Source organism: Nitrosovibrio sp. Nv17, from assembly GCF_900119085.1.
Classification (GTDB): Bacteria; Pseudomonadota; Gammaproteobacteria; order Burkholderiales; family Nitrosomonadaceae; genus Nitrosospira.
In genome coordinates this window covers 1-12,915 of the sequence record NZ_FPIQ01000024.1, presented here as the reverse complement: position 1 = coordinate 12,915, position 12,915 = coordinate 1, and the positions used below count along the sequence as shown (strand labels likewise).

General features: G+C 62.4%; 13 protein-coding genes. 7 read left to right on the top strand and 6 right to left on the bottom strand.

The genetic code is table 11. The annotated features are described in order from the left end of the window. Nucleotides 1-24 precede the first annotated feature (24 nt). From BT108_RS11720 to cysK, 6 genes are all read right to left on the bottom strand, one after another. The gene (locus BT108_RS11720; protein WP_072294760.1) at nt 25-405 is read right to left on the bottom strand and encodes a SirB2 family protein; all 381 of its coding nucleotides are present in this window, start codon (nt 403-405) and stop codon (nt 25-27) included. 46 nt (nt 406-451) lie between these two features. Continuing rightward, nucleotides 452-925: a DUF2269 family protein gene (locus BT108_RS11715; RefSeq protein ID WP_072294759.1), complete on the bottom strand. Its 474-nt coding sequence runs from the start codon at nt 923-925 to the stop codon at nt 452-454. 81 nt (nt 926-1,006) lie between these two features. After that, the gene (locus BT108_RS11710; protein WP_072294758.1) at nt 1,007-2,422 is read right to left on the bottom strand and encodes a dihydrolipoyl dehydrogenase; all 1,416 of its coding nucleotides are present in this window, start codon (nt 2,420-2,422) and stop codon (nt 1,007-1,009) included. A gap of 17 nt (nt 2,423-2,439) precedes the next feature. Beyond that, the gene (locus BT108_RS11705) at nt 2,440-3,240 is read right to left on the bottom strand and encodes a tetratricopeptide repeat protein (RefSeq protein WP_072294757.1); all 801 of its coding nucleotides are present in this window, start codon (nt 3,238-3,240) and stop codon (nt 2,440-2,442) included. A gap of 223 nt (nt 3,241-3,463) precedes the next feature. Beyond that, a complete protein-coding gene (gene epsC / locus BT108_RS11700) occupies nt 3,464-4,414 on the bottom strand; it encodes a serine O-acetyltransferase EpsC (protein ID WP_072294756.1) in 951 nt (316 codons plus the stop codon). A gap of 5 nt (nt 4,415-4,419) precedes the next feature. Further along, a complete protein-coding gene (gene cysK / locus BT108_RS11695; protein WP_072294755.1) occupies nt 4,420-5,388 on the bottom strand; it encodes a cysteine synthase A in 969 nt (322 codons plus the stop codon). Nucleotides 5,389-5,803: 415 nt separating this feature from the next. On the opposite strand from cysK, the gene aroA reads away from it, so the two are divergent. The 7 genes from aroA to BT108_RS11660 all read left to right on the top strand — a co-directional run. After that, nucleotides 5,804-7,117, top strand: coding sequence for a 3-phosphoshikimate 1-carboxyvinyltransferase (gene aroA, locus BT108_RS13850; protein ID WP_072294791.1), 1,314 nt, complete (start codon nt 5,804-5,806; stop codon nt 7,115-7,117). A gap of 40 nt (nt 7,118-7,157) precedes the next feature. Continuing rightward, nucleotides 7,158-7,850, top strand: a complete 693-nt coding sequence (gene cmk / locus BT108_RS13845; protein WP_072294754.1) for a (d)CMP kinase — start codon at nt 7,158-7,160, stop codon at nt 7,848-7,850. Nucleotides 7,851-8,096: 246 nt separating this feature from the next. Further along, nucleotides 8,097-9,812: a 30S ribosomal protein S1 gene (gene rpsA, locus BT108_RS11680; RefSeq protein ID WP_072294753.1), complete on the top strand. Its 1,716-nt coding sequence runs from the start codon at nt 8,097-8,099 to the stop codon at nt 9,810-9,812. 7 nt (nt 9,813-9,819) lie between these two features. After that, complete coding sequence (locus BT108_RS11675; RefSeq protein ID WP_072294752.1) at nt 9,820-10,104, top strand: integration host factor subunit beta; 285 nt, start codon at nt 9,820-9,822, stop codon at nt 10,102-10,104. Between the two features lie 240 nt (nt 10,105-10,344). Continuing rightward, nucleotides 10,345-11,082, top strand: coding sequence for an orotidine-5'-phosphate decarboxylase (gene pyrF, locus BT108_RS11670; protein ID WP_177257312.1), 738 nt, complete (start codon nt 10,345-10,347; stop codon nt 11,080-11,082). Between the two features lie 509 nt (nt 11,083-11,591). Continuing rightward, nucleotides 11,592-12,410: a methane monooxygenase/ammonia monooxygenase subunit C gene (locus tag BT108_RS11665; protein ID WP_072294750.1), complete on the top strand. Its 819-nt coding sequence runs from the start codon at nt 11,592-11,594 to the stop codon at nt 12,408-12,410. Between the two features lie 188 nt (nt 12,411-12,598). Continuing rightward, nucleotides 12,599-12,915: methane monooxygenase/ammonia monooxygenase subunit A (locus BT108_RS11660; protein WP_304528469.1), on the top strand; the 317-nt coding region annotated here is incomplete at its 3' end.

The following is a 12,915-nucleotide window of genomic DNA, read 5'->3' as shown; positions in this document are numbered from 1 at the left end:
GGCACTCGCCACCATTCAGGATATTTATGACAATACCATGGGATTCTTGGTCAGGGCAACCAGGACGATATATAGGAAAACGCATTGGGCGGAAATCCAGTATGCGATTCTCGCCCTGCGGGTTCCGCCGAATCGCAGTGCCATCATGCCGAGGCCGATGTAGAACAGAAGCCCCGTGACCTTGGCGCCGAGCCAGGCGCTGTGGATCGGATCCTGGCCCAGAGTGACGGCCAGTGCGATGGCACTGGTCAGCAGCACCGTGTCGACGACGTGGGGCGTGATCCTCGTCCAGCGCCGCCGGAGCATGGCCGATCCCTGCGCCATCCATATCCCGCGCAGAAAAAACAGCAGATAGCTGAGGGCAACACTGAAGACGTGGATCATTTTCAGCGCGGCGTAGCTCATGCTGCGTCTCCCGCGCCGGACGCGCGCCGTTGCCGGGTGGGCATGCTCACGGCATCCAGCCGTGACTGCCTGCCACTGCACCGGCGACGGTGATCAGACTGAGGGCCAGCATGATCCGGTGCATGCGCCGCATGCGCACGAATCGTTCTTCCGCATCCTGTACTGCCGTATCGGTGACTTGTCGGCGCAGTACGCGTGGCTCGATCACGAACAGCATCACGCTGAACAGGAGCCATATCAGTACCATGGCGTGCATCCACCAGTAGCTGGGCTGCGTGAATCGATCCCATGCTCCGAGAATGTGCACCATGTAGAAGCCGCTTACACCCACGAGCAGCGTGGTAAGACGCGCCTGCGGCGCGAAGCGGCTTTCGACACGCTGGAAGAATTCGCGCCGTTCGGCGGGCGACCGCATTTGCGCCATGGCCGGAATCAATACCGTGGTGACCATGGCCACGCCCCCGATCCACAGCACCACGCCCAGCACGTGGAGCACCCTGGCCAGCACGAATTCGTTCATGGTGAATAGACCGTCGGTGCCGCACGGTGGTTCATGAACTTCCCGCGGAGGTCGTTTTCCCGTCCCTGCGGAATATGCGGGTCAGTCCAGCGCTTCGGCATCGAATGCGTCGCAGGCGGCGAGATCGGACTCGCCGCAGGGAGGAAGCTGTGCCGCCAGGTCACGCACGGCGGTGCGTAGCCCTTCCTCCAGTACCGGATGGTAGAAAGGCAGCCGCAACAGGTCGCGCACGGTCAGTGCGCGATCGATCGCCAGTGCCAGCAGGTGGGCCATGTGCTCGCCCGCCGGCGCGCACAGTTCGGCGCCGAGCAGCCGGCCGGTGTCCGGTTCCGCATAGAGGCGCATGATGCCCGTGTTGCGCTGCGCAGCTCGGGCCCGGCCCTGCTTCTCGAAACGCACCTCCCCCGATAGTATCTTCCTGCCGCTGAGCATTCTCAGGCTGCTGCCTACCACCGCGATGCCCGGCTCGGTGAAAACGATCGCGAGCGGCGTGCGACGCTTGAAGCGGACCGGGACGGGGCGGGTGGCGTTGATGCCGGCGATGTGGCCGCCATCGGCTGCCTCGTGCAACAGTGGACGCTCCCGGTTGGCATCTCCCGCCAGGAAAACCGGCAGGTCGGCGATCTGCATGGTGTGCGGATCCACCGGCGGCAGGCCATCTTCGTCGAGTTCGACATCCAGGGCTTCCAGACCGATGTCGTCGACGTTCGGGCGCCTTCCCAGGGCGACAAGCACACGGTCCACCATGACGCTCGCGGTCGCAGAGTGTACGCGTACGCCATCCCCGGCTGCTTCCAGATCGGCCTTTGCGCCGAGGTGAAGGGGGAATTCGCGTGCCAGCAGGAGCCGGGCAACCCTGTCGGTCTCGGGGTCGCTCAGTCCGGCTACGTTGGCGGCTCTGCCGAAGGCAGCGATGACCACGCCGAAGCGGGAGAGCGCCTGTGCCATTTCGGCGCCGATGGGTCCCATGCCGATCACGGCCATGCGGGCGGGAAGGGACTCCTGTTCGAATAAGGTGTCCGTGGTCAGCAGCAAGTGTCGCAGGGGGTGCCAGGAAGCTGGCATGATCGGACGGGATCCTGTGGCGAGGATAATGGCGCGCGCCCGAAGCGTGCGCTTGCCAACCGCCAGCCTGTCAGTACCCAGCAGGCGCGCGCGCCCGGAGATGGCGCGATCGCCCAGTGCCTGTGTGGTCTGGAGCGTGCTTGCGACGAAGTCGTCGCGTAGCCGGCGCAGACGCTGCAGTGCGGCGACCTGGTCGAGAGCGAGGCCTGCCGCGCCCCGGATGCCGAAGGCCTCGAAGGCATGACGGCGATGAAAGGCGTTCGCCGCTTCGATCAGCAGTTTGGAGGGCATGCAGCCCACGCGCGCGCATACCGTTCCCCATGGTCCGTCATTGACGATGGCGAAGCGGGGAGTACGCTTCCTGACTTCCCGCAAGGCCGCGAGACCCGCGGTACCGCCCCCCACAATGATCACGTCGTATGTTTCTTCCATGGCGCCTTCCTCTTTCTCTACGGGATTCCTGCGGATCCGGCGGCGCCCGCCGGGGAGTCCTGTGCATGCCCCTCGGGTACGGCGGCATCGGTCGCGGAAATCGCGTTCCCCGATTCGGGCCTGGGCTGGGTGCGCGCGGCCAGCCACTCCCGGGAAGTCTTCTGGGCTTCAGCGAGCTGCCTGGGGTTCAGGGACTTCATAACCTCATCCCGGGCCGCGATGGCCTGCTGGATGCCGGCGGCAGCGGCAAGATTCAGCCACATGTAGCTCTTGACCAGATCGATGGGGAAACCGTGACCGGTGCGATAGACCATGCCCAGTTCATACTGGGCCAGCACGTAGCCTTGCTCGGCCGACATTTCCAGCCAGCGGGCGGCTTCCGCGAAATCCTGCAGCGCGCCATTGCCCGTCAGGTAGAGCAGCCCCAGCTTGTACTGCGCATCGCTGTCCCCCTTCTTCGCGTTGTCAAGGTAGAATCTTACCCGGTACTGATGGTCGTTCGCCAGGGTCTGCGTGGCTGTCCGGTCGGCGGATAGTTTCGCATCCGTGGTTGATGGGGCGTCGCGGCTGGCCGGATTCCCGCTCACGGCAGCGTCACGCCGGGGTGTTGCAGCTTCGGGCGTCGGCGATGGCGGCGCCGATACGGTTTCGGGCGCAATGTATTCGTCGCCCAGGTTGGTCGACACGAGCAGCCATATCATGCCCATGAAGAGCCCGCCCACGGTCAGCGCCATGCCGGCTGTCAGATAGGCGCCGGGGTTCGTTACCCAGAAGCGTTCATTGCAGTCGCGGCAGCGTATGGGTTTGTGAAACAGCATGCCCGCCGTCCGTTCCCCGCTCCGGACACGGGACCGGTGCGTGTTTTCACTGCCGCACCTAGGACATCTTGCGGACATGACGCTTCCCGTATGCTTCATGCCATGCACGAAGGCCGCGAGTCATGGTGTCATACCAGGACGCCGGCAGCGCAGGGTGCCCGATGGGGGCCACGCCTCCGGCCACGGCGTTCCGCTGCCGGTTTCGATGACCCCTTGGCTGTGATCAGATTCCCGCACCACCATCGAACACTTCGTTGCGGATCTGGGCCTGGGAGATATTGCTGCCTGGCGCGACGCTGCGCGTGAGCCAGACATTGCCGCCAATGGTGGAACCGCGACCGATGGTGATACGACCCAGTATGGTGGCGCCCGCGTAGATGATCACGTCATCCTCGACAATGGGGTGGCGCAGGTTGCCTTTTACCAGAGCGCCGTGCTCGTCCACCGGGAAGCGTTTGGCGCCCAGCGTTACCGCTTGGTAGAGCCGCACATGCTCACCGATGACGGCGGTTTCGCCGATGACGACGCCCGTGCCGTGGTCGATGAAGAAAAAGCCGCCTATCTGGGCACCCGGGTGGATTTCGATGCCTGTGGCCGCGTGGGCGATCTCCGAGATCATGCGGGCGATCAGCGGCGCACCCAGGCGATGCAGTTCATGGGCAAGGCGATAGTGGGTAATGGCGGTGAATCCAGGATAGCACACCAGTATTTCGTCGATGCTGCGGGCCGCCGGATCACCTTCATAGGCGGCCTGGATATCGCTGTCCAGCAGGCTGCGGATATGCGGCAGCCGCCTCGCGAATGCCTGGACGAGGGCGGTGGCCTGCTCCCGTTCCACATTGCCGGCGATATCCTGGCCGGATGAGAAGCGCAGTTCCCGGCGTACCTGGACCAGCAAGTCCCGAAGCGTCACATCCAGGGTATGTCCCACGTAGTAGTCGACGCTCTGGTTGTTGAGTTCCGGCAGGCCCAGGCGATGGGGGAACAGCGCGGTGCTCAGGCCGTCCGCGATCGTGACGAGCGCCTTGCGCGAAGGCAGCTTGGGGGGCCTGTCCTGCCTCTGCCGGTTTTCCAGGGACGCCAGGCGCAGCACGCGCAATTGGGCAACCACCGGGTCGATTTCCAGGTTCGTTCCTTTTGCTGCCGGGGTATCGGCTTTCACGGGGTCTGTCATGGCAGCTATCGTTGCGTGTCGAATACGTCTTCGAAAAGAATGGTGCTCAGGTAGCGTTCACCGGAATCCGGCAGGATGACGACGATGGTCTTGCCCGCATGCGCCGGGTGCCGGGCGTAGCGTACCGCCGCCGCGACTGCGGCGCCGCATGAAACCCCGGAGATGATGCCTTCCTCGCGTGCGAGGCGGCGAGCGTAGCGGATGGCCTCCTCGTTGTCGACCTGCTCGATCGCATCTACCAGCGAAAGGTCCACGTTCTTCGGGATGAAACCGGCGCCGATCCCGGGTATCCTGTGCGGTCCGGGTCTGAGGGGCTCGCCCGCGCGCTGTTGGGTGAGGACCGGACTGGCGGAAGGCTCCACCGCCACCGAAAGGACCAGTTTCCCCCGGGTCCGCTTGAGGTAGCGCGAAACGCCGGTGATGGTGCCGCCCGTACCGACGCCCGCGACGAAGATGTCGACGGCGCCGTCCGTGTCATGCCAGATCTCGGGGCCCGTGCTGTGCTCATGAATAAGGGGATTGGCGGGGTTGTCGAACTGCTGGAGCAGCACGAACCGGTCGGGATCGGAGGCCACGATGTCCTCTGCCTTCGTGACCGCCCCCTTCATGCCCTGCGAGCCTTCCGTCAGAATCAGCCGGGCACCGTAGGCGGCGAGCAGCTTGCGGCGCTCGAGACTCATGGTTTCCGGCATGGTCAGGGTCAATGGCAGGCCCCGGGCGGCGGCGACGAACGCCAGCGCGATGCCGGTGTTGCCGCTGGTGGCCTCCACCAGTTCCTTCCCAGGACCCAGCAGTCCGCGGGCTTCCGCGTCCTCGATCATGGCTGCGCCGATGCGGCATTTCACGGAATAGGCGGGATTGCGCCCCTCGATCTTGGCCAGTATCGTAGCTGGGGCACCGTCGAGGACATGGTTGAGCCGCACCAGCGGCGTGCGCCCGATGGACTGAGAGTTATCCTTGAACCAATGCGGCATGTCGAGATTCCCTTGAATGCGGATTGTCGCCCGGTCATCCCTCCCGGATACCCGGGAGGATGGCGGCTGCATCATCCGGCGACGGTGCCGCATTTCCGGAAAATGACGATGCGTGCTGAATCGGTCGAAGACGGAAAATCCCCGCGCGAAAGCGATACCCGGACAGGCGAGGCCGGAGGCAAACCGTAGTGATCGGCAGGTTCTTTGTCCAGGATCGGTGGTGATGACTGTACGTCTATTTTGCCCGTGCCCGATAGAACGGTCAATATTGAAGGCATCCTGTTCGGTTATAATGCCTTCCTTTTCAGCAGCCTTGTCGCTGGGCGGGAGGATGCGCGGCATGGCAGGGAAGGGAGGCATCGAGTAGATGCCCGAGCCGGATATCGTGCCGGATACTTTTTTCACGGAGCAGGATGTGCAGTTTCTTGATCTGCCCGCGGCGGAATCTGCAGCAGGGGTGGTATGCCTGCCAGGATCCAAGAGTATCTCCAATCGCGCGCTGCTGCTTGCGGCGTTGGCGGAGGGAACCACCCAGCTGCACAATGTGCTGGTTTCCGACGACACCGCGCGCATGGTGGATGCGCTTCGGACCCTGGGTGTCGTCGTCGTGCAGGCCGGTGCGACGGACTACCGCGTCGATGGCATCTGCGCACCGGGGCTTCTGAATTTTCCGGTCGGCGAGGCCAGCCTCTTCTTGGGGAATGCCGGTACGGTTTTCCGTCCCTTGACCGCAGTCCTGGCGATGGCGCAGGGGCACTACCGGCTGTCGGGCGTGCCGCGCATGCATGAGCGCCCCATCGGGGATCTGGTGGATGCGTTGCGCCAGATGGGTGCGCAGATCGACTATCTCGGCAACGAGGGCTATCCGCCGCTGGAGATCCGGCCTGCGCGCATCCGGGGCGGCGAGATCCCCATCAGGGGCAGCGTATCCAGCCAGTTTCTGAGCGGATTGCTGATGGCGCTGCCCTTGTCGGTGCGGCCATCGCATGCCGTGCCGGCGATCAGGGTAGCCGGGGAGCTGGTTTCACAGCCTTACATCGGGCTCACTCTTGCGCTCATGGAGCGTTTCGGCGTACGCGTCGAGCATGAGGCGTGGCGCCGCTTCACCCTGCCTGGGGGGCAGCGTTATCGCAGCCCGGGCGAATTCCATGTCGAGGGTGACGCGTCCTCCGCTTCTTATTTCCTGGCGGCAGGGGCCATCGGTGGAGGGCCGGTCAGGGTGGAGGGCATCGGGCGCGACAGCCTCCAGGGAGACATCCGCTTCGCCGATGCGCTGGAGCAAATGGGTGCGCGCATCGGATGGGGCGCCGGCTGGATCGAGGCGCGCGCCCCGGAATCCGGCCGCCTGCGGGCCGTCGATCTCGACTGCAATCATATACCCGATGCCGCCATGACGCTTGCCGTGACGGCATTGTTCGCCGAGGACACCACCGTACTGCGGAACATCGCGAGCTGGCGGGTGAAGGAAACCGATCGCCTGGCGGCCATGAGTCGGGAATTGCGCAAATTCGGCGCCATCGTGGAAGAGGGGGAGGATTATTTGCGCATCACGCCGCCTGACGGAGGGCTGGTGGGGAACGTGGCCGTGGATACGTACGATGACCATCGCATGGCCATGAGTTTTTCGCTGATCGCGCTGGCACGCCCGCTGCGGATCAACGAGCCGGAATGCGTGGGCAAGACATTTCCAGACTACTTCGAGAGATTCGCGGCGATCACCTGCACCTGATCCGGACGGACGGACATTGATGAACATGATGGATATCTAGATGGATACTTGCAACGTTCCGGTGATTGCGATCGACGGCCCCTCCGCGTCCGGCAAGGGTACGGTTGCCCAGCGTGTGGCCGAGAAGCTCGGATTCCACTATCTGGACAGCGGCGCACTCTATCGATTGGTGGCATGGGCGGCGATGCGATCCGGCGCCGATCTCGCGGACGAATCCATCCTGGGCGGAATGGCCGCCCGGCTCGACGTGATCTTCAGGGATGGAAAGATCCAGCTCGGGGAGGAGGACGTCACCGATGCCATCCGCACGGAGTCGTGCGGCAGGGTTGCCTCCCGGATCGCGGCTTATCCCGGGGTCAGGGCCATGCTGCTGGAGCGGCAGCGTGCATTTTGCCAGTCTCCGGGATTGGTGGCGGATGGGCGCGACATGGGTTCGGTCGTGTTTCCTTGCGCCGTGCTCAAGATATTCCTGACCGCAAGCGTCGAGATTCGTGCACGGAGGCGGCATAAACAGTTGATGGAGAAAGGGATCGATGCTAATATCTCCAACCTTTTGCAGGATCTGCGGGAACGGGATATGCGGGATAGCGGCCGCAGCGTCGCGCCCTTGCGGCAGGGCGAGGACGCGCATCTGCTGGACACGACCACACTCGATATCGAGCAGGCGGTGAAGGGCGTGCTCGAATGCTACGCCAGGATCGGTGAAACCGGTCGTCCGGGTTCGAATCGATGAAGATTCCCGCAGTCCTGGTGGTGATGGACTGTTGCATGAAATGTTCGGGCCGGTTGGCCACGCTATGAAGCAAGCAGGAAGTGGTTCTCGGTTTAATAGTACTCTGTTTACCAGCATGACCATTCAGCGCTGCTGCGGCACCTGCTCTCCCATCCTTCGGGGAGCATGTACTGCGGTGGCTTCGATCAACCCACTCACCCCTCAAGCCTTCTTTTTGACGGGATCCCTAATCAGGTATTTTCTAAGATGACCAGTGCTTCCCCCGTTACAGATTCCCCCGAAAGTTTTGCAGCGCTATTCGAAGAAAGTCTTTCACGCCAGGAGATGCGGGTCGGCGAAGTCATCACCGCCGAGGTCGTCCGGGTCGATTACAACATCGTTGTCGTGAACGCCGGGCTGAAGTCCGAAAGCTTCATTCCCGTGGAAGAATTCAAGAACGACAGGGGGGAGATCGAGGTCAAGCCCGGTGATTTCGTCAGTGTCGCGATCGAGGCGCTCGAGGATGGATACGGCGAGACCCGCCTGTCCCGCGACAAGGCCAAGCGCCTGACGGCCTGGCATGACCTGGAGGCGGCGATGGCAAGCGGCGCCATCGTATGCGGGCTGGTCAGCGGCAAGGTCAAAGGCGGGCTGACGGCCATGATCAACGGCATCCGCGCGTTCCTGCCCGGTTCGCTGGTGGACATACGGCCGGTCAAGGACACCACGCCGTACGAGAACAAGGAAATGGAATTCAAGGTCATCAAGCTCGACCGCAAGCGCAACAATGTGGTGGTGTCACGCCGCGCGGTGCTGGAAGAGAGCCAGGGTGCCGATCGCCAGTCGCTGCTTGCCAGCCTGGTGGAGGGCGCGGTGGTCAAGGGTATCGTCAAGAACATCACCGACTACGGTGCATTCGTGGACCTGGGTGGAATCGACGGCCTGCTGCATATCACGGATCTGGCGTGGCGGCGCGTCAAGCATCCCTCCGAGGTGATCAGCGTCGGCGACGAGGTGACCGCGAAGGTGCTCAAGTTCGATCAGGAGAAGAGCCGCGTTTCCCTGGGCATGAAGCAGCTGAGCGAGGATCCCTGGGTGGGGCTTTCCCGGCGCTACCCGCAGCATACCCGTCTGTTCGGCAAGGTCAGCAACCTGACGGACTACGGTGCATTCGTGGAAATCGAGCAGGGCATCGAAGGCCTGGTGCATGTCTCCGAAATGGATTGGACCAACAAGAATGTGTACCCTTCCAAGGTGGTGCAGCTGGGCGACGAGGTCGAGGTGATGATCCTCGAGATCGACGAGGAGCGCCGGCGCATCTCGCTGGGCATGAAGCAGTGCAAGGTCAATCCCTGGGAGGATTTCGCCCTGAATCACCAGAAGGGCGACAAGGTGCGCGGACAGATCAAGTCCATCACCGATTTCGGCGTGTTCATCGGGCTGCAGGGCGGCATAGACGGGCTGGTGCACCTGTCGGATCTGTCATGGAATCAGGCGGGCGAGGAGGCGGTGCGCAACTACAAGAAGGGTGACGAGGTCGAGGCGATGGTGCTGTCCATCGACGTGGAACGCGAGCGCATCTCGCTGGGCATCAAGCAACTGGAAGGCGATCCCTTCAGCGGCTTCGTTTCCGTGCACGACAAGAACAGCGTCGTCAGGGGTACGGTCAAGTCCATCGATGCCAAGGGGGCGGTAATCGCCCTCGAAAACGACGTCGAGGGCTACCTCCGGGCTTCGGAGGTCTCGCGGGACCGGGTCGAGGACATTCGTACCCATCTCAAGGAAGGCGACGCCGTCGAGGCGATGATCATCAATATTGACCGCAAGAACCGCAGCATCAATCTATCCATCAAGGCCAAGGATCTGCACGAGGAATCGGACGCGATCCAGAAAGTGGCCAGCGACAATGCCGGCAATGCCGGAACCACCAGCCTGGGTGCATTGCTCAAGGCCAAGATGGATGTCAAGAATACCGAGCAGTGAGGCGGTCATGACGAAGTCTGAGCTCATTTCGAGATTGGCGGCCCGTTACCCCCAATTGGTGGCGAAAGACGCGGAACTCGTGGTCAAGGTGATACTCGACGCCATGGCCAGGAGCCTGTCCCAGGGGCAGCGGATAGAGATTCGCGGTTTCGGCAGTTTCGACCTGAACTATCGGCCTTCGCGCATCGGGCGCAATCCGAAATCCGGGGAAAAGGTGCGCGTGCCGGAAAAGTATGTACCCCATTTCAAGGCGGGAAAGGAAATGCGCGAGCGTGTCGATCACAAGGATTGACGCATTGTCCTGTGCGCGATGTCATGACGGCAGATCGGAGATCGGCCGTTTTTTTTGTCGCCGGTGCGGTGATGGCCATGTGTCGTTTGCCGGGTATTACGCATAGCGTTCCATTTCCGCCATCCTTTGCACGCGCGGTGGGCATTCCCTCCCGTGCCGGCAGGATGTCCAGGCAGGGACGAAAGCCTGCCGCATCCTGGAAGAATGGCCGGAGGCGGGAGAGGTATGGATAGGCGGGAGATGAATGCGGGGGATCTGCCGGCCATTCGGAGCAGTCATGCGGATGGGTCCCGTATCATCGTGGCGCTGGATTTTGCCGATGCCGCCCGCGCACTGGCGTTCGTGGACCGGATCGAGCCGGGATCGTGCAGGATGAAGATCGGCAAGGAGTTGTTCACCGCGGCCGGCCCGCGCGTGGTGGCCGAGGTCAGGAAACGTGGGTTCGACGTTTTTCTGGATCTGAAATTCCACGATATTCCCAGTACCGTGGCCAATGCGTGCAGTGCCGCGATGCAACTCGGTGTGTGGATGGTCAACGTCCATGCCCTGGGTGGCCGAGAAATGCTGTCTGCGGCGCGGCGGGCCGTGCCGCCGGGGACGGTCAGACTTATTGCGGTGACGTTGCTGACCAGCCTGGGGCGTGATGACCTGACGGAGGTCGGGCTGGACGGCGATCCTCAGGGTGTCGTGGAGCGACTGGCGCGGATGGTGAAGGATTGCGGGTTGGATGGGGTGGTATGCTCGGCCCGGGAAGCTCCAGGGCTCAGGCGGGCATTGGCGCGTGATTTCTGCCTGGTGACCCCGGGGGTGCGTCCCGCCGGAACCGCTCCGGACGAGCAGAAGCGTGTCGTGACCCCACGCGAGGCGATCGCGAACGGTGCGGACTATCTGGTCATCGGCAGGCCAATTACGCAGGCGGCGGATCCGGGATCCGTCCTGCAACAGATAAACGACGACATCGCGGGTGTGGTCGGATAGCTGCATCAGGGAACATTCCCTGACATCCTTGCATTTTCCCCTTCTCTTGTTTTTCCCGAACGCAGCCGATCCAGCGGCGGCAATGGCTGATTGCTGGTGGCGGCCTGACGTCACAGGCCGCTCGACGATGACGAAGCGCAGTCCTGCGAATCCTGAGGCCCCTCGCCGACGTGCAAATAACGCTTGCATTTTGAAATTAATTTAATATACTTTCATTATGCAATCTTTCTGGTGTCGAAGTCATGCCTTGGATGGTTGCACAAGATGGTGGGCAGATTCTGAAATATGCCGAGAGGAGCACGAGGATGGGTATCGATTCAACCGGCCTTGCAGGGAAGCGTCGTCAGATGCATGCCGCTTCCTTGCGGCATGTGGAGTCCTGGTTTGCTGGGCCTGTTCGGGATTGCATCGTTCTGGGCGGCCTGGCAGGCAATATGGTTCTGCCTATAAGGATGAGTATATCGGGTTTTACGGATGTAATGCCCGAAAATTGATCGAAAGGAGAGAAAATGGCAACAACACTAGGAACGACGGGCAGTCGAGCGGGGTCGAGCGACCGCGACTACGACATGTCCCTGTGGTACGACTCGCGGTGGTACAAGTTTGGTTTGATCACCATGCTGCTGGTGGCGATCTTCTGGATTTGGTACCAGCGCACCTTTGCCTACTCGCACGGGATGGACTCGATGGAACCCGAGTTCGAGAAGGTATGGATGGGGCTGTGGCGGGTGCACATGATCGTGATGCCGCTGTTTGCCCTGATCACGTGGGGCTGGATCTGGAAGACCCGCGACACCCGGGAGCAGCTGGACAACCTCGATCCCAAGCTGGAAGTAAAGCGGTATTTTTATTATCTCATGTGGTTGGGGGTCTATCTCTTCGGCGTATACTGGGGCGGGAGCTTCTTCACCGAACAGGACGCCTCGTGGCACCAGGTCATCATTCGTGACACCAGCTTCACGCCGAGCCACGTCGTCGTGTTCTACGGCTCGTTCCCGATGTACATCGTGTGTGGGGTGGCTAGTTACCTGTACGCCATGACACGGCTGCCGCTGTACTCGCGGGGTACCTCGTTCCCGCTGGTGATGGCGATCGCGGGCCCGCTCATGATCCTGCCGAACGTAGGCCTGAACGAATGGGGCCACGCCTTCTGGTTCATGGAAGAACTGTTCAGCGCGCCGCTGCACTGGGGCTTCGTGATCCTGGGCTGGTCGGGGCTGTTTGCAGGCGGGATCGCAGCGCAGATCATCACGCGCTACTCCAACCTGACCGACGTCGTCTGGAACGGCCAGAGCAAGGTCATCCTCAACAACCAGATCGTACCGTAACGATCGGCCGCAGCCCCCTGCGGGGGGCGTGCGGCAGCCCTTGACCGCCCCCGCGACGACCGGAGACGCACAACAGCAACGAGGCGATCCGTGGCGGCCGGCAAAGGCGACAGCGACGACACACTGGACAGACCGGATTGCGCGCGGACAGCGCGCGATCCACGACACACACATCGAGGGGAGGGCACATGAGCAGGACAGACGAAATACTCAAGGCGGCGAAGATGCCGCCGGAAGCGATCAAGATGTCGCGGATGATAGACGCGGTCTACTTCCCGATATTGTGCATACTCCTGGTTGGGACCTACCACATGCACTTCATGCTGCTGGCGGGAGACTGGGACTTTTGGCTGGACTGGAAAGACCGGCAATGGTGGCCGGTGGTGACGCCGATCGTAGGGATCACCTACTGTGCGGCGATCATGTACTACCTGTGGGTGAACTACCGGCTGCCGTTTGGGGCGACGCTTTGCATCGTCTGCCTGCTGGTGGGGGAATGGCTGAC